This window comes from Serratia rhizosphaerae, from assembly GCF_009817885.1.
In the GTDB taxonomy this organism is placed as follows: Bacteria; Pseudomonadota; Gammaproteobacteria; order Enterobacterales; family Enterobacteriaceae; genus Serratia_B; species Serratia_B rhizosphaerae.
In genome coordinates this window covers 4,559,378-4,575,687 of record NZ_CP041764.1, presented here as the reverse complement: position 1 = coordinate 4,575,687, position 16,310 = coordinate 4,559,378, and the positions used below count along the sequence as shown (strand labels likewise).

The window sequence follows — 16,310 nt, the reverse complement described above, 5'->3', positions numbered from 1 at the left end:
TCCTGCCTCATTCATTTTATTCACTATTTTATTTTGACGGACGCATGAAAAGACGGATCCATCTGCGCCACTATCGCGCCCTGCTGCGCCGCCTGTTCATTGCGGTCTTCCTCGGTATTGCCGCCGCGCTGGTGGTCTGGCTGTTTCACCGCGCCATGCTGGGGCTGGAATGGCTGCTGCTCGACCATGAAGACGGCAGCCTGGTGGCCGCCGCCGCCTCGCTGCCCGCTTGGCGACGCGTGCTGACGCCGGCGCTAGGCGGGCTGGCGGCCGGCTTGCTGCTGTGGATCTATCAGCGCTATCAGCATCAGCAGCCCAACGCGCCGACCGACTATATGGAAGCAATTGAAACCGGCGACGGCCGGCTGGACGTCAAGGCCAGCCTGGTGAAGTGTCTGGCGTCGCTGCTGGTGGTCTCCAGCGGCAGCGCCATTGGCCGCGAAGGCGCAATGATCCTGCTGGCGGCGCTGATTGCCTCGGTGTTTGCCCAGCGTTTTACCCGTGAAAGCGAATGGAAACTGTGGGTGGCCTGCGGCGCTGCCGCCGGGATGGCCAGCGCCTACCACGCCCCGCTGGCGGGCAGCCTGTTTATTGCGGAAATTCTGTTTGGCACGCTGATGCTGGCATCATTGGGGCCGGTGGTGATCGCCGCCGTCAGCGCCCTGCTGGTGACCAATCTGCTGAGCGGCGGTCAGGCGCCGCTGTATAACGTCGAACCGCTGCCGGCTCCGTTGCCGCTGCAATATCTGCTGATGGCGCTGCTCGGCGTGCTGGCCGGCATCTGCGGGCCGCTGTTTCTGTCGGCGATGTCCGCCACCGGACACGCTTTCCGCTCATTACGCCTGCCGCCGCCATTGCAGCTGGCGCTGGGCGGGCTGATCGTCGGGCTGTTGTCGCTGCTGTTTCCTGAGGTGTGGGGGAACGGTTATAGCGTGGTGCAGGCGCTGCTTAGCGCACCGCCGGGCGTGCTGTTGGTCGGCGCGATTCTGATCTGCAAACTACTGGCGGTGCTGGCCAGCAGCGGTTCCGGCGCGCCCGGCGGCGTATTTACGCCGACGCTGTTTGTCGGCGCGGCGCTTGGCTCGCTGGTCGGCCAGCTGTGCGCCCTGTGGCCGGAGCTGGGCAGCGCAATCCCGCTGCTGATGGCGCTGACCGGCATGGCAACCCTGCTGGCGGCCACCACCCACGCGCCGATTATGGCGGCGCTGATGGTGTTCGAGATGACCGGCGAATACACCCTGCTGCCCGGCATCCTGCTCTCCTGCGTGATCGCCACTACCATCTCCCGCGGGCTACGCCCGGTGTCGGTCTACCACAACGCTTAGCAAGCCAGCAGCGCGCTGATGTCCAGATAATGGGCCAGTTCGCGCTGTTCCGCGCGCGGCAGGTAAGGAATTTCCCCCAACAGCGGCGCCGCAATCCGCTGCTGTAGGGCATCAATGGTTTCCGCATAGTGCGCCAGCCCCGGATTGATGCGGTTGGCGACCCAGCCCAGCAGCGGCAGGCCGGCATGGGCGATCGCCTGCGCGGTCAACAGCGCATGGCTGACGCAGCCTTCCTTGATCCCCACCACCAACACCACCGGCAGCTGCTCTTGCACCACCCAGTCGGCGTACGGGCGCAGATCGCTCATCAGCACCTGCCAGCCGCCGCTGCCCTCAACCACCACCACCTCGGCTTTTTCCGCTATCTGCGTCAGGCCGCGGCTCATCACCTCGTAATTGACGCCATCGCTGGCGTGGGCATGAAAGACTTCATCCAGGCAGGTGATCGGATTGATCTCCTCATAGCTCAGCGGTACGCAGGAAGAGGCTTGCAACACCAAAGCGTCTTTATTGCGAATGCCCTCGCTGGTTTCCTGACAACCCGCCGCAATAGGCTTATAGCCTACGGCGCTGCGCCCCTGCGCGGCCAAAGCCTGCAGTAAAGCGCGGGAAATCACCGTTTTACCCACAGAGGTATCCGTACCTGTAACAAATAAACGCTTTAACATGAATAAAATGCCCCGGAATGTTCCGTTAACCAAAAGAAATGCCACCACGGCGGCGGAAGGTAGAACGGAGAAATTTTAGGGGATACGTAATGCGGGCAGCTTGAGATAGCTCAATATTTTGTCGTTAAACAATAACAAGTTCTGATACAAGTCGGCATAAAGACGGTGAAATCGTCATCCCTGCAACAGTTTCACCAGCAGTGAACCGTTGTACAGCGCCTCTTTCACCAGTGCCGCACCGGGCATAGTGCCCTGGTTGAAAAATTGCGTGGACTCAACCTGTAGCGCCTGACTATAGATTGGTAAGGATTGCTGCTGAATGCAGGACACGATGGCAGGATGCAGAATTTCCGCCGCACGGTTGAGCGGCGAACCAATCAGGATCTTTTCCGGATTAAACAGATTGACCATTATCGCCAAAATGCGCCCGACGCTGTGCCCGACGCTTAAAATAATATCTTTTGCCAGCTGATCGCCGGTCAGCGCCGCGTCGCACAGGGATTCCACCGTCAGCGGCTGGCCGCGCAGCGTGGAATTCGCCGAGAGCTGCAGGCGCTGCTGGGCCATCTCCAGCATGTTTTCAGTGCTGGCCACCGTTTCCAGGCAGCCGTGATTGCCGCAGTAACAACGCTTGCCGTAAGGGTCGATCTGGGTATGGCCAATCTCCACCACCCGCTGACTACCGGTGTGCAACACCCGCCCGCCGGTAATCACTCCCGCGCCGACGTTATGGTCAATCACCACCTGAATCACATTCTGACAGCCGCGCGAGGCCCCGTACAGCGCCTCGGCCATGGTCCAGGCGCCGATGTCATGCTGCAGGAACACCGGCAAACCGGTGCGGGACGACAGCGCCGGCCCCAGCGGCATATCTTCCACCGCATAAAACGGCATGCGGTGCACAATGCCGTTGGCCGCATCGATCATGCCTGGCAAGGTGATGGCGATCGCCGTCAGGCGCTCCAGGCGACGCTGATGGCGGCTGAAGAATTGATCGACTTCCGTCAGAATACGCGTCAACAGCGGCTCCTCATGCTCCGCCGCCAGCGGCAGTTGCTCTTCCACCACCATTTTGCTGCTGAGATCGCGCAGCGCCAGCGTGATGCCGCCGCGGCTGATGCGTGCAGACAGATAGTGCCAGGCCTCGCTATCCAGCTCCAGCCCGACGGCCGGACGGCCGCGGCTGCCGACCTCCTGATATTCGGTCTCTCTGACCAGGTGGGCTTCCAGCAGTTCGCGCACGATTTTGGTGATGCTGGCGGGCGCCAACTGGGCACGTTTTGACAGTTCAATTCGCGAAATCGGCCCGTGCTGATCGATCAGTCGGTACACCGCCCCTGCATTTGTTTGTTTGATCTGATCAATATGCCCAGGCTGAGCGTCCGCAATCACAAACCGGCTCCTACTATTTTTCGCGCTGCTAAATAAAGACTAAAGGGTATGGTGGAGCTTTTATAATAAAGCGTCAACTATTTGATTCGTTATGTGATTAGCAGCACAAATTCCGCTTTGTTTCAGTGAAGTTCATCGTATTTACGCCGGTTAAACCGGCGCTTCGGCGCGCGCCAACACCATTTGCATCAGCGTGCGGGCGGCGGCGGTTAACGGCCGCTGGCGATGGTGCACCAGCCACACTTCGGTTTGCGCCTGCGGTTCGGCCAGCGGCAGGTATGTTACGCCGTCAAGCTTCACCCGGCCGAACGAAGCCGGCAGGATGGAAATCCCCAACCCGGCGGACACCAGGCCGATAATGGTCATCGCCTCGCCCACTTCCTGCGTGATATACGGCGTGATGCCGGCGTTCTCCAACAGCAGCAGCGTTTCATCGTACAGCGCGGTGCCGACCTCACGCGAGAAAAACACAAACGGCTCCTGCGCCAGATGGCTAAAACGCAGAGCATCCGGCGCCAGCTGCGCCAGCGGGTGCCCTTCCGGCACCACGGCCAGCATCGGTTCGCGCAGCAGCAGCGTGTGCCGCAAGGCATCCGGCAACTTGGTATTGCGCATCACGCCCAGATCCAGCTCGCCGTTCAATAACGGTTCCAACTGTTGCTTGGTATTGATTTCACGCATTTTAATATGCACGTCGGGATGCTGCTGCCGGAATGCGCGCAGATTACGCGACACCGCGCCGATAAACGGCGCCGACGAGGTGAAACCGATGGTCAGTTCTCCCGATTCGCCGCGCTCCAGACGCGCCGCCTTTTCCGCCGCACGATTCACCTGGTCGATCACCTGCCAGGCCTCTTTCAGGAACATTTCGCCGGCCTGCGTCAGGCTGACGTTGCGGTTGTTGCGCGCCAGCAGGCGCGCGCCGACCATCTCTTCCAACGCCTGTATCTGCTGGCTGAGCGGCGGCTGCGAAATCCGCAGGCGCTGGGCGGCGCGGCCAAAGTGCAGCTCTTCCGCAACGGCGATAAAGTAACGCAGGTGGCGCAGTTCGATATTCATATTTAAAACGTCTCAATTTTAATTATTAATATATTAGACAAAAAATTCGCCACTCCCTATGATTTTATACAGCAACCATCGCTGTGTATTTCCGAAGTCCGGTAAGGAACCTGTGTGAATTCCCCAATGCGTTCTGCGGCCAAGACGCCGTCGACGCGGGCCGCCAATGATGAAACGGCGGCCGCTGCGCCAAAAACCCAACGCTCTTCGTTGAACAAACTCCCCTATATTGAACGCGGTACGCCGCAGTTTATGCGCGTGACGCTGGCGCTGTTTTCCGCCGGTCTGGCCACCTTCGCACTGCTGTACTGCGTACAGCCGATCCTGCCGGTGCTGTCGCAGGACTTCGGCATCTCTCCGGCCGAAAGCAGCCTGTCGCTCTCCTTCTCCACCGGGCTGCTGGCGATCGGCCTGATGTTTACCGGCCCGCTGTCCGACGCCATCGGCCGTAAATCGGTGATGGTGGTGGCGCTGCTGCTGGCGGCGGTGTGTACGCTGATCTGCGCGGTGATGACCAGTTGGCACGGCATTTTGCTGATGCGCGCGCTGATCGGGCTGTCCTTGAGCGGGCTGGCGGCGGTGGGCATGACCTACCTGAGCGAAGAGATTCACCCCAGCTTTGTGGCGTTCTCCATGGGGCTGTATATCAGCGGTAACTCCATCGGCGGCATGAGCGGCCGTTTGGTGACCGGCGTACTGACCGATTTCTTCTCCTGGCGAGTGTCGCTGGCGGTAATCGGTCTGTTCGCGCTGATCGCAGCTTTTGTGTTCTGGCGCATTCTGCCGGCCTCTAAACATTTTCGCGCCAGTTCGCTGCGCCCGCGCACGCTGATGATCAACTTCAAGCTGCACTGGCACGATAAAGGGCTGCCGCTGCTGTTTGCCGAAGGTTTTCTGCTGATGGGCAGCTTTGTCACTCTGTTCAACTACATCGGCTATCGGCTGCTGGCAAACCCTTACCACCTGAGCCAGGCGATTGTCGGCCTGCTGTCGGTGGTGTATCTCACCGGTTCTTACAGTTCGCCGAAAGCCGGCGCGATGACGGCGCGTTTTGGCCGCGGCCCGGTGCTGCTGGGATCGATCCTGATTATGCTGAGCGGCATTCTGCTCACCGCGCTGGCGCCGGTGGCGGTGATCTTTGTCGGCATGATGCTGTTTACCGCCGGCTTCTTCGCCGCCCACTCGGTGGCCAGCAGTTGGATTGGCCGCCGCGCGCGCCGCGCCAAAGGCCAGGCCTCCTCGCTGTATCTGTTCAGCTATTACGCCGGATCCAGCGTCGCCGGCACGCTCGGCGGCGTGTTCTGGCACAGCTTCGGCTGGAGCGGCGTGGTGGCCTTTATCGGTGTGATGCTGCTGCTGTCGCTGTTGGTGGTGCACTACCTGCGCAAACTGCCTGAAGCCGCACGCATTTAACTCTGCCGCTGTGGGCGCGGCCCTCGCCGCGCCTATATTCTCCGCCCGTCTCACCTTGTCTGTCCTGTCTGGCTTTGACTACATCGTTATTTCCCCTATTTACCGTTGCTGAGGTTGCCCCCGTGGTTGGCCTATCCTACAATGTATGTTGTAACTAAAATGCGAGGTAACGATGAGCAACTACGACCTGATTGCCCGGATGAACCAGTGCTTTAATCAATTGGAGGCGGCGCTGGCGGAACTCCACCAGCAGATCGTGCCGCTGCGGCTGCTGGCCGCGCGGGTGTTCAGCCTGCCGGAGATTGAGAAAGGCAAAGAACATCAGGCCATCGAACAGATCGCCGTTGAGCAGCACCTCGGCCAGGCGGCGCGCGACCTGGCGCTTGAGCACTACCAGCGGCTGTTTATCCATCACAATAAGCAGCACGTCAGCAGCAAGGCGGCGGTTCGCCTGCCGGGCGTGCTCTGTCTGGCGGTGGAGCAGCTGCAGTACGCCGCCCTGCAGCAACAAGTCTCACAGATCAACCGTCTGAAGGCAGAACTGGAACATATCATCACCGTCGAATCCGGGCTGGCGCCGGAACAGCGCTTCGACTTTGTCCATACCCATTTGCACGGACTGATCACCCTCAGCGCCTACCGCACCATTACCCTACTCACCAACCCGGACTCGGTGCGTTTCGGCTGGGCCAATAAGCATATTATCAAGAAGGTAAAGCGCGACGACGTGCTGCAGCAGTTGGAAAAAAGCCTGAAGGCCGGACGCGCGGTGCCGCCGTATAACCGCCAGCAGTGGGCGGAGCTGGTCAGCCGGGAAATTGACGACGTCAGCCGCCTGCCGCAGCAGGCGACGCTGAAGATCAAACGCCCGGTCAAGGTGCAGCCTATCGCCCGGGTGTGGTATCAGCAGCAACAAAAACAGGTGCAGCACCCCTGCCCGCTGCCGCTGCTGGCGCTGTGTCAGCTGGAGCGCGGCGCGGCGGTGCCAAAGATTGGCGAGCTGCTCAACTACGACGCCAACGCGGTAAAACATAAACATAAGCCGCAGGCCAAACCGCTGCGGCTGGTGGTAAAGCGTCTGCACCTGTATACCGATGCGCCTACGCGCTGAGGAACTCCCCTTGAACCATGGTTAATCCGCTTTACTATCAGGATTAAAGATACCGAACAGATATAGAAGCCGCGGGCTGAGCAAAGAAACATCATCCACCTCAAAGAGCCTTCCCGATTGTGCTGATCGAGGTTAGGCTACTGACCAATGCATTAATATTCATATTATTGATATTGTTTTAGCCGGGAGTAGAGCCAATTTCCTAAGAAAGCGCCAATCAGGGTACAGATAAAAACCCCTACGATAAGCACCACAAGGTTTGCATTCATTTGGTCATCACCATGGATAGGCCCCACGATCCAGTACGCAATGTACGGGAATATCAACAAAATGGCGCCAATACCGACAGCAGCACCAACTAAAATAGAAAGAAAACGTCTCATATAACTCTCCAGAACCAAATTTCTCTTGATTTGAAGTAGTTACTAATGGTGCCTTCCCACGACACCCCCCATTGTATACGGGCATAGCTGAGTTTTGACGTTAGGCGTGTACCGTTCCATAAGTCGATATGATCACCTGAGCGATTGCGAAAGTTTTCATTTTTTCGCCGCCAGTAGTCCTTAAAAAAGATGATCCCAGTTTGCCCCTTCAATACCCGATCAAATTTTGCCGGAGCAACTTTCACCATTCGGCCTAACCCTGGCACCGCCGTTCTGGCCAATGCGTTGGCCAGTTCTTCTGCCCGTAAGATATGTCCATCGCTTTTCGGGTGTATCCAACAAGAAGTAACACCTGACAACTTTGTCACATCATACCCACAACGGGCTAAGGCAGTACCAATGCGAATAGCACACTGGTCATCAAAAGCTTTATCGCCGTTAGGTTTGCGACATGGATTGGCATCGCCATTAATCTCGGGATGGTTTTCCCACAATGTATTGAACGTTATTGGCATATTAAGTCCTTTTAAAATACGTCACTCACTTCTAATCAGATTACGTTAATCATAATATTCATCCGGTAATTAACCATATAACGGCACTATGCCATGAGGAAAGTTTGAACTGATAATAACCACGTTCAAACAGGGCCTGCCCCTCGGCAGGCCCATTTTACACCGCCCGACAACCGCTACGGCTTCATACTGCCGACCATATTTTCCGGCCGCACCCACTGGCCGAACTGCTGCTCCGTCACATACCCCAGCTTCAGCGCCGCGGCCTGCAGCGTCAGCCCTTCCTTATGAGCCGTTTTGGCGATTTCTGCCGCCTTGTCATAGCCAATGTGGGTATTCAGCGCCGTCACCAGCATCAGCGATTCATTCAGCAACTGGCCGATGCGTTCGCGGTTCGGTTCGATGCCGGAAGCGCAGTAGGTGTTGAAACCGTTCATCCCGTCGGCCAGCAGGCGGATCGACTGCAGATAGTTATGGATCACCATCGGGCGGAAGACGTTCAGCTCAAAGTTACCCGATGCGCCGCCGATATTCAGCGCGACGTCATTGCCCAGCACCTGCGCGCACAGCATGGTCATCGCCTCACACTGGGTGGGGTTGACCTTCCCCGGCATAATCGAGCTGCCCGGCTCGTTCTCCGGGATGGCGATTTCGCCGATGCCGCAGCGTGGACCGGAGGCCAGCCAGCGGACGTCATTGGCGATTTTCATCAGCGAGGCCGCCAGCCCCTTCAGCGCGCCGTGCCCCTGCACCAGCGCATCGCAGGTGGCCAGCGCCTCAAACTTGTTCGGCGCGGTGACGAACGGTTCGCCGGTCAGCTCCGCCAGCGCCTTGGCAACCCGCACCGCATATTCCGGATGGGTGTTAAGCCCGGTGCCGACGGCGGTGCCGCCCAACGCCAGTTCGGCGATATGCGGCACGCTAGCGTCGATATGCCGCAGGCTGTGCGCCAGCATCGCCGCCCAGCCGGAGATCTCCTGCCCCAGCGTCAGCGGCGTGGCGTCCTGCAGGTGGGTGCGGCCGATTTTAACGATATCGTGAAACGCCTCGGCCTTATCGCTCAGCGTACGCTGCAGCGTCTGCAGCGCCGGGATCAGCTGCTGACGCAGCGCAATCACGGCGGCGACGTGCATCGCGGTAGGAAATACATCATTGGAGCTCTGGCTTTTATTGACGTCGTCATTAGGATGCACCCGGCGCCCCTCTCCCCGTTCGCCGCCCAGCAGCTCGCTGGCGCGATTAGCCAGCACCTCATTCATATTCATATTGGTCTGGGTGCCGGAGCCGGTTTGCCAGATAGAGAGCGGGAACTCATCCGGATGCTGCCCCGCCAACACTTCGTCCGCCGCCTGGATAATCGCCCCGGCGCGCTCGTCCGGCAACAGGCCAAGCTGTCGATTAACTTCGGCGGCGGCGCGCTTGGTCAGCGCCAGCGCGTGAATCAGCGCGGTCGGCATCTTTTCCGTAGATATATGGAAGTGTTCCAGAGAGCGCTGCGTCTGAGCGCCCCACAGGCGATCGGCCGGAACGTCAATCGCCCCCATCGAATCTTTTTCGCTACGCATGACTGCCATTACCTTCTCCTTAGTGCATCGGCTAAAAACTCACCACTCCAGTATAGCGATATAATAATTATTCGCATTTACCGAATGATGGCGGCCCGCTTTTCGACTTATCCGCTTGCATGCCCCCGAGCGGCGTTGTTTACTGGCGGCAATTCATTGTTCACTCAGGGAGTCATCATGCAAAAAATGACCAATACGGTGCAAAACTACGCCTGGGGCAGCCACGACGCGCTCACCAAACTGTACGGCATTGCCAACCCGCAGGGAAAACCGATGGCGGAACTGTGGATGGGCGCACACCCCAAAAGCAGTTCTCAGGTGACGGACGCCACGGGCGCGCAACGCGCATTACGCGATGTTATTAATGAAAACCAACCACAGCAGTTGGGGCGCCAGGTCACCGAACGCTTTGGCGAGCTGCCGTTCCTGTTTAAAGTACTGTGCGCCGATCAGCCGCTGTCGATCCAGGTGCACCCCAGCAAATCCGCCGCAGAAATCGGTTTTGCCAAAGAGAACGCCACCGGTATTCCTCTGGACGCCGCCGAGCGCAACTACAAGGATCCGAACCATAAGCCGGAGCTGGTATTCGCCCTGACGCCGTTTTTGGCGATGAACGGTTTCCGCCAGTTGGACGATATTGCCGCCCTGCTGCAGCCCATCGCCAGCGCCCATCATGATATCGCCGCTTTCCTGCAGCAGCCGGACACGGAACGCCTGGCGAAGCTGTTCGCCGGCCTGCTCAGTATGCAGGGCGAACAAAAAGCCCGGGCGCTGGGCGTGCTGAAAGCGGCGCTCAACAATCAGCAGGGCGAACCCTGGAACACCATCCGCTTTATCGCCGGTTTTTACCCGGATGATAACGGCCTGTTCTCGCCACTGCTGCTGAACGTCGTGCAGTTGGCGCCGGGCGAAGCGATGTTTCTGTACGCAGAAACGCCGCACGCCTATCTGCAAGGCGTGGCGCTGGAGGTGATGGCCAACTCGGATAATGTGCTGCGCGCCGGCCTGACGCCTAAATTTATTGATATCCCGGAGCTGCTGGCCAACCTGCAGTTCCGCCCGCAGTCCGCCGACGCGCTGCTGACCCGGCCGGAGCCGCGCGGCGACGAGCTGTTCTTCCCGATTCCGGTGGACGATTTCGCCTTTTCGCTGCATACGCTGTCCGCCGCGCCCCAGCAGTTGGCGCAACAGAGCGCGGCCATCGTATTCTGCGTGGACGGCGAAGCCATATTGGAACGACAGGATCAGCAACTGCGGCTGCAACCGGGCGAATCCTGCTTTATCCCCGCCTGCGAGTCGCCGGTGAGCGTCAGCGGCAGCGGCCGCATCGCGCGGGTTTATACTCTTTTGTCGTAACCATTTGGTAAATTTCAGCAAATGGGTTGCTAAAAGCAGGCGCATGCCTTCACAATTAAACGCCTGCGGGCGTTTTTTTGTTGGCCCTGTTCGCCTTGCGACGATGCAGCCACCGCTTACGCGCAGTGTTAAGCGCCACAGGAATGCCAAACCCTTTACAACAGGATGAGAGAACGATGAAAAAGTCAGTCGTCGCCGTCGGCGTTATTGCGATTCTTGGCGCAGCATGGACCGGGGCTTCATGGTACACCGGTAAACTCATTGAGCAGCGGATGGGCGAAGTGGTGAGCAGCACCAACAGCCAGCTGGAGAGCTACCTGCCGCAGGCCGGCATCAAACTGAGCTATGAAGATTACCAGCGCGGCCTGTTCAGCAGCCACCTGCGCTTTGTCATCCGTCCGGACGGCACCGCCAGCGGCGAGCAGGCGGCGCTGCAGCCGGGTGAGGAAGTGGTGCTGCAGGAGGTGATCGACCACGGCCCCTTCCCGTTCGCCCAGCTCAAGCGCTTTAACCTGATCCCCAGCATGGCATCGGTACGCACCGAACTGGCCAATACCCCGGCGGTGAAAACGCTGTTCGATATCGCCAAAGGCAAAGCGCCGTTTACCGCCGATTCACGCATTGCCTATAACGGCGATACCTCCACGGCGCTCAAGGTGCTGCCGCTGGATTACCAGAAGGACGGCAACGCGCTGACATTCGCCGGCGCGGATCTGACCATTGACGTCGCCCGCGATCTGAAAGCGGTGCAGGTGGACGGCAGCAGCGACAGCGCCACGCTGTCCGGCCGTACCGAATTTGGCCAGACCGAGCAGATCACCCTGCAGGGCATTACGCTGAAAACCGACACCCGCAACGGCCAGTACGACCTGAGCCTCGGCGATCAGGCGCTGAACATTAAGCAGCTGAAAGTCGCGGTCGATAACAAAGAGGCGCTGACGCTGGACGGCTTCAATCTGGCGAGCAAATTTGGCGAGCAGGACGGTAACCTGAACGGCCAGATCGATTACACCATGGATGCGCTGAAGCTGCAGGGTGCCGACTTCGGCTCCGGCAAGCTGACGCTGAAAATCGACAAGCTGGACGGCAAATCGCTGAAAGAGTTCGCCGACCGCTACAATCAGCAAATGGCCGCCCTGCTGCAGCAAAGCCAGTCTCTGCCGCCTGAAGCCTATCAGGAGCAGGCCAGCGCCATCGTGATGCAGAACCTGCCGCTGCTGCTGAAAGGCAACCCGACCATTAACGTTGCGCCACTGAGCTGGAAAAACAGCAAAGGCGAAGGCACCTTCACGCTGAACCTGGATCTGGTCGATCCGACCCAGGGCGTTTCCCCGCAGGCGCCGGACGATCTGCTGCTGGCGCGCGCGGTGAAGAAACTCGACGCCAGCCTGAATCTTCCTGTGCCGATGGCGACGGAAGCCACCGCGCAAACCGCCAAACTGCAGGGCTACAACGCCGAAGAGGCGCAGAAGCTGGCGCAACAGCAGGTGCAGGGTCTGGCGGCCATGGGGCAGATGTTTAAGCTGACCACGCTGAAGGACGATGTGATCGGCTCCCGTTTCCACTATGCCGATAATCAGGTGGAGCTGAACGGCAACAAGATGTCGCTGCAGGAATTCCTCGGCATGTTCGGCATGCTGGCCGGCCCGGAACAGGGCGTACCGCCGGCGCCAATGCCAGTCCCGGCTCCGGCTCCGGCTCCGGCTCCGGCACAATAATCGCATTATGGGGGCTGTTACAGCCCCCTTTCTCTATCCCCTATGTCGCCAGCCCGGCATACACCGCATCGCGGATTTCCTGCGGATAATCACCGCACATACCCTCAAACGCCGTGTTGGTTAACGCCACTACGCTAAGCCCCGCCTGCGGATCGCAGAACCAGCTATGCCCATAAACGCCCCCCCATTGCAGCGTGCCATTATGCTGCGGTGTCGATGCCAGTTCAGCATCTACCAGCAATGCGCCGCCAAAACCGAACCCCCAGCCCGGCCCCTGAACTTCGGCGGCAGCGCTGACATGCGGCCGCTGCAGTAGTGCCACCGTTGCCGGTTGCAGCAGGCCGTTGGCACCGTTGCGCAACGTTTCCACCAGCTTGAGCACATCATCCGCCGAACCAACCATACCGGCACCTGCTGACGGGTACGCCGTGGCGTCCAACGCGCGTGACGGGGAAAATTCAACGTCAAAGCCGAATTCAGGCGGCAAAGATAAACGCTGACCATCTTGCATCACCGCCGGTCCGGCATCGGTATTGTAATAGGCGCCTGTCAGCCGCTCGGTATCCTGAGCAACAAAACCACTGTCCGCCAGCCCAAGCGGCTGCGCCACCCAATGGTTAAACAGATACGGTAGAGGCATTTCTGCCGCCTGTTCCAAGACGGCGCCCAAAAGGTCAATCGCCAGCGAATAGCTGAACTGACTGCCCGGTTCCGCCGTCAACGGCACTTCCGCCAGCCGCCGCAGGTTCTGCTCTAGCGTCAGCGTCGATAACTCCAGACCGTCCATCACCGCCCGCTGATGGTACGGTCCATCCGCCGGTTGTTTAAACCGATAATCCAGCCCGGCGGTGTGAGTCAACAGATGACGGAGACGGATAACCGGCGTCTCGCCGTTGTCGAGTGCCGGACGAAACCACGGCAACCAGCGACTCACCGCGTCGTCCAGCGTCAGCTTTCCCTGTTCGGCCATCCGCAGCGCCACCAACGTGATAAACGGCTTAGACACCGAAGACAGCCGGAACAGCGCATTGCGCCTCATCGGTCGCCGTCTTTCACGGTCGGCCTCACCGCTGGCCAGTGCGGCAATGATCTTCCCATGCTGCGCCACCAGCACTACGCTGCCGACAATGCTGCCCTGTGCAACAGCCCGCTGATTTACCGTCCGTAACCGTTTGATAACCGAATGATAGTTGGCCGACATCGTATGAACGCTCCTGAATTGACGATCAATCCAGTTTAGGGCGTTCAACATAAAATTAAATACGCTAAAATTTAATACATCATAAAGCAGAGGTTAATGATTAATGAGCTCACTCCTGCAGCTGCTGCCCTTTTTTGAGGCCGTCGCCCGCCTCAGCAGCTTTACCCGCGCCGCCAATCACCTCGGGGTCACGCCGCCGGCGGTATCACAAAATATTCAGGCACTGGAAAACCGCCTGGGCGTGCGCTTATTTAATCGTACCAGCCGCTCGGTCAGGCTCAGCGATGAAGGACAGCGCTTTTATCACAGTGTTATACCAGCCATGCGCGATATCGACATTGCGGCCGACGATCTTCGGGCGCGGCAGGGAATGCCAAGCGGCCAGTTACGTATCACGCTGCCGCAGTTGGCCGCATCACTGCTGGTCATGCCGCTGCTTGGCGAGTTTCAGGCGCGTTACCCCGAAATTCAGCTGGAATTGTGCACCGACGATCGCTTTGCGGAATTGGTACCGAACAATTTTGACGCCGGCATTCGCATGCACGCCATGCTGCAAAAAGAGATGATCGCCGTCCCGCTCGACCACGGACAGCGACGGGTGCTGATTGCCGCCCCGAGCTATTTGGCCACGCATGGCGCTCCGCAATGGCCGGAACAACTACGCGAACATAATTGCCTGCGCTATCGCTTCCCCGGCAGCGGTAAACTGGAACCCTGGTTCCTGACGCATCGCGGCGCTCATCAAGTGATAGAGGTAAACGGCAACCTGATTTTCAATGAGGATCGGCTGTTGAAAGACGCGGCATTAGCCGGGCTGGGGATAACGCAACGCTTTCACGCGACGGTAGCGCAGGAACTGGCAAACGGACAACTGGTGGAAGTGATGGCGGATCATGCCAGCGAAGCCGCCGGCTTTTTCCTCTATTTTCCTGCCAATCGGCATATTCCCCCGCGGCTGCGGGTATTTATCGATTTTCTGCGCGAAAAGCGCTGCTAAGGCTGCCAAATATTATTTTTCAGCATCCGGCAAAGGCGCGGAATGGTGTATCACCTCCACCCGCGAATCCAGTTGAATATCAGGATAGTGCTCTCTCATGCCTTCCAGCAGCACGGCATCCGGCCATTCATCTGATTTACCCAAATAACACGCAACCGATGACAGCAGCATGGTGACGACAGCGCTAACCCTCACCGTGGCTGTGCTGTTTGGATCCTCAGTGCTGACATAGCGCATCAGACCTGGTGAAATCGTGCGCTCCTGCCAACGGATGGTGTGGCGTTTTGCGCCGGTGCGCACGTCGGTCATCAGGCGTGGAACGATCGGCAGACTCTGCATCGTGCCCTCCTTGTTATCAGCATGGGAACGCATCAATGTAGACCATAAGAAACCCGGCCGCTATGCCGACGCCCGCTCAATCAGTTTCGGCGCCAGAATCACGTCCTGCGGCGGCAGTTCGGGGGACTCAATCCGCTGCAGCAAACGGGCGGCGGCGCTGCGCCCGACGTCACGCGCCGACGTGGAAACCAGCGTCAGCGACGGTTCGCTCAGCGCCGCATCCGGCGCGTCGCCAAAGCCGATCAGCGCCACCTGCTGGCTGAGGAAACTGTCGATGCCGTCCGAGCCAATGCCGCGCCCGCTGCGGATAATGCCGAAATAGGCGCCCAGCGCCACCGAGGCTTTATCGCACACCATGGCGCTGATGTTGGGGTGCTGACGCAGCAGCTGTTCGGCGGCCAGCGCCGCCGCCTGTTGCTGGCTCTCACACTCGATAATCCACTCGCTGCGAAAAGGTAAACCGTACTGCACCAGCGTGGCGCAAAAGCCTCCCAGCCTCTCGGCGCGGGTCAGCGAGTCGCTGCGCCCGCCCAGATAGGCAATCTGCCGGTGGCCGCGTTTAATCAGGAATTCGGTGGCAATCTGCGCCGCCTGCATATTGTCCGGCCGCACCACGTCCACTTCCGCCACGCCGCCGGAGCGCGCGGCGCACACCAGCGGTACGCCCTGTTCAGCCGCCTGCGCCTGCAGGCCGTCGACAGCGCGTGCGCCCCCCGCCAGCACCAGTCCGTCGACGCCGTGCGTCAGCAAGGTGTCAAAGCAACGCATCAGCCCGGCGCCGTCGCGTCCGCTCTGCATCAAGAACAGCACCTTGCCCTGCGCTTCCAGCGCTTCGCTCAGGCCGGCGGTCATCTCCGCATAAAAAGGATCGCCGATATCACGCAGGATCAGACCAATCACGCCGGACGCCGCGCCGCGCAGCGTCGCCGCCTGTCGGTTGCGCACATAACCCAGCTGTTCGATAGCCTGATGCACCCGCGCCACGGTAGCCGAAGAAATGCGCCCTTTGCCGCTCAGCACCAGCGAAACCGTACTGACGGACACCCCGGCGTGCAGTGCGACATCGGTAATGGTGATCTTTTTGATGGTGTAACCTCAACAAACGATGGTCATGGCGCTAAATGTATACCCATCAGCCCGATACAGTAAAACGATTTACCGGCTTTCTGTATAGCGGTGAAAAGTTCACCGTTTAATTGTGATAATCGGCGCATTTTTAATAGGTAAATCGTTTTATCTTATTTTTACCTTCGGCAGGCGCGCTTGCC

15 protein-coding genes are annotated in these 16,310 nt (G+C 59.2%); 6 read left to right on the top strand and 9 right to left on the bottom strand.

Annotation, left to right across the window (positions count from 1 at the left end; all coding sequences use genetic code 11):
* The first annotated feature begins 44 nt into the window (after nt 1-44).
* On the top strand, nt 45-1,325 hold the full coding sequence (gene clcB / locus FO014_RS21315; protein ID WP_160030972.1) for a voltage-gated ClC-type chloride channel ClcB: 1,281 nt from the start codon (nt 45-47) through the stop codon (nt 1,323-1,325).
* Here clcB and bioD read toward each other — a convergent pair.
* From bioD to FO014_RS21300, 3 genes are all read right to left on the bottom strand, one after another.
* Nucleotides 1,322-1,993, bottom strand: coding sequence for a dethiobiotin synthase (bioD, locus tag FO014_RS21310; RefSeq protein WP_160030971.1), 672 nt, complete (start codon nt 1,991-1,993; stop codon nt 1,322-1,324). The genes clcB and bioD overlap by 4 nt on opposite strands.
* Nucleotides 1,994-2,167: 174 nt before the next feature.
* Nucleotides 2,168-3,385, bottom strand: a complete 1,218-nt coding sequence (mlc, locus tag FO014_RS21305; RefSeq protein ID WP_160030970.1) for a sugar metabolism global transcriptional regulator Mlc — start codon at nt 3,383-3,385, stop codon at nt 2,168-2,170.
* 150 nt (nt 3,386-3,535) lie between these two features.
* Nucleotides 3,536-4,444, bottom strand: coding sequence for a LysR family transcriptional regulator (locus FO014_RS21300; protein ID WP_160030969.1), 909 nt, complete (start codon nt 4,442-4,444; stop codon nt 3,536-3,538).
* A gap of 126 nt (nt 4,445-4,570) precedes the next feature.
* On the opposite strand from FO014_RS21300, the gene FO014_RS21295 reads away from it, so the two are divergent.
* A complete protein-coding gene (locus tag FO014_RS21295) occupies nt 4,571-5,857 on the top strand; it encodes an MFS transporter (RefSeq protein WP_201282956.1) in 1,287 nt (428 codons plus the stop codon).
* A 172-nt stretch (nt 5,858-6,029) separates the two neighbouring features.
* Entirely contained in the window at nt 6,030-6,968 is a 939-nt protein-coding gene (gene tus / locus FO014_RS21290; protein ID WP_160030967.1) for a DNA replication terminus site-binding protein, read from the top strand.
* Nucleotides 6,969-7,132: 164 nt separating this feature from the next.
* Here tus and FO014_RS21285 read toward each other — a convergent pair whose 3' ends face one another.
* From FO014_RS21285 to fumC, 3 genes are all read right to left on the bottom strand, one after another.
* Nucleotides 7,133-7,351, bottom strand: coding sequence for a hypothetical protein (locus tag FO014_RS21285; RefSeq protein ID WP_160030966.1), 219 nt, complete (start codon nt 7,349-7,351; stop codon nt 7,133-7,135).
* Nucleotides 7,348-7,866 (bottom strand): type VI secretion system amidase effector protein Tae4, encoded by a 519-nt coding sequence (locus tag FO014_RS21280; protein WP_160030965.1) that lies wholly within the window; start codon nt 7,864-7,866, stop codon nt 7,348-7,350. Before FO014_RS21280 ends, FO014_RS21285 begins: the two co-directional genes overlap by 4 nt.
* Before the next feature lie 176 nt (nt 7,867-8,042).
* Entirely contained in the window at nt 8,043-9,440 is a 1,398-nt protein-coding gene (gene fumC / locus FO014_RS21275) for a class II fumarate hydratase (protein ID WP_160030964.1), read from the bottom strand.
* A gap of 168 nt (nt 9,441-9,608) precedes the next feature.
* Between fumC and manA the strand changes: the two genes are divergently transcribed.
* Nucleotides 9,609-10,787, top strand: a complete 1,179-nt coding sequence (gene manA, locus FO014_RS21270; protein ID WP_160030963.1) for a mannose-6-phosphate isomerase — start codon at nt 9,609-9,611, stop codon at nt 10,785-10,787.
* Nucleotides 10,788-10,963: 176 nt separating this feature from the next.
* Nucleotides 10,964-12,505: a YdgA family protein gene (locus FO014_RS21265; RefSeq protein WP_160030962.1), complete on the top strand. Its 1,542-nt coding sequence runs from the start codon at nt 10,964-10,966 to the stop codon at nt 12,503-12,505.
* Between the two features lie 40 nt (nt 12,506-12,545).
* Here FO014_RS21265 and FO014_RS21260 read toward each other — a convergent pair whose 3' ends face one another.
* Nucleotides 12,546-13,706, bottom strand: coding sequence for a serine hydrolase domain-containing protein (locus tag FO014_RS21260; protein ID WP_160030961.1), 1,161 nt, complete (start codon nt 13,704-13,706; stop codon nt 12,546-12,548).
* 103 nt (nt 13,707-13,809) lie between these two features.
* Here FO014_RS21260 and FO014_RS21255 point away from each other — a divergent pair, with 103 nt between their 5' ends.
* Nucleotides 13,810-14,703, top strand: a complete 894-nt coding sequence (locus tag FO014_RS21255; RefSeq protein WP_160030960.1) for a LysR family transcriptional regulator — start codon at nt 13,810-13,812, stop codon at nt 14,701-14,703.
* Nucleotides 14,704-14,715: 12 nt separating this feature from the next.
* Here the strand turns inward: FO014_RS21255 and FO014_RS21250 are convergent, their stop codons facing one another.
* Nucleotides 14,716-15,042: an ASCH domain-containing protein gene (locus tag FO014_RS21250; RefSeq protein WP_160030959.1), complete on the bottom strand. Its 327-nt coding sequence runs from the start codon at nt 15,040-15,042 to the stop codon at nt 14,716-14,718.
* A gap of 60 nt (nt 15,043-15,102) precedes the next feature.
* A complete protein-coding gene (gene malI / locus FO014_RS21245; protein ID WP_160031457.1) occupies nt 15,103-16,128 on the bottom strand; it encodes a Mal regulon transcriptional regulator MalI in 1,026 nt (341 codons plus the stop codon).
* Nucleotides 16,129-16,310: the final 182 nt, after the last annotated feature.

What these genes read in the sequence shown, in the direction of transcription:
- manA (WP_160030963.1), top strand. Translation starts at nt 9,609, where the DNA reads ATGCAAAAAATGACCAATACGGTGCAAAACTACGCCTGGGGCAGCCAC.
- clcB (WP_160030972.1), top strand. Translation starts at nt 45, where the DNA reads ATGAAAAGACGGATCCATCTGCGCCACTATCGCGCCCTGCTGCGCCGC.
- FO014_RS21250 (WP_160030959.1), bottom strand. Translation starts at nt 15,042, where the DNA reads ATGCAGAGTCTGCCGATCGTTCCACGCCTGATGACCGACGTGCGCACC.
- FO014_RS21265 (WP_160030962.1), top strand. Translation starts at nt 10,964, where the DNA reads ATGAAAAAGTCAGTCGTCGCCGTCGGCGTTATTGCGATTCTTGGCGCA.
- FO014_RS21285 (WP_160030966.1), bottom strand. Translation starts at nt 7,351, where the DNA reads ATGAGACGTTTTCTTTCTATTTTAGTTGGTGCTGCTGTCGGTATTGGC.
- FO014_RS21280 (WP_160030965.1), bottom strand. Translation starts at nt 7,866, where the DNA reads ATGCCAATAACGTTCAATACATTGTGGGAAAACCATCCCGAGATTAAT.
- fumC (WP_160030964.1), bottom strand. Translation starts at nt 9,440, where the DNA reads ATGGCAGTCATGCGTAGCGAAAAAGATTCGATGGGGGCGATTGACGTT.
- FO014_RS21260 (WP_160030961.1), bottom strand. Translation starts at nt 13,706, where the DNA reads ATGTCGGCCAACTATCATTCGGTTATCAAACGGTTACGGACGGTAAAT.
- FO014_RS21255 (WP_160030960.1), top strand. Translation starts at nt 13,810, where the DNA reads ATGAGCTCACTCCTGCAGCTGCTGCCCTTTTTTGAGGCCGTCGCCCGC.
- tus (WP_160030967.1), top strand. Translation starts at nt 6,030, where the DNA reads ATGAGCAACTACGACCTGATTGCCCGGATGAACCAGTGCTTTAATCAA.
- bioD (WP_160030971.1), bottom strand. Translation starts at nt 1,993, where the DNA reads ATGTTAAAGCGTTTATTTGTTACAGGTACGGATACCTCTGTGGGTAAA.
- FO014_RS21300 (WP_160030969.1), bottom strand. Translation starts at nt 4,444, where the DNA reads ATGAATATCGAACTGCGCCACCTGCGTTACTTTATCGCCGTTGCGGAA.
- FO014_RS21295 (WP_201282956.1), top strand. Translation starts at nt 4,571, where the DNA reads ATGCGTTCTGCGGCCAAGACGCCGTCGACGCGGGCCGCCAATGATGAA.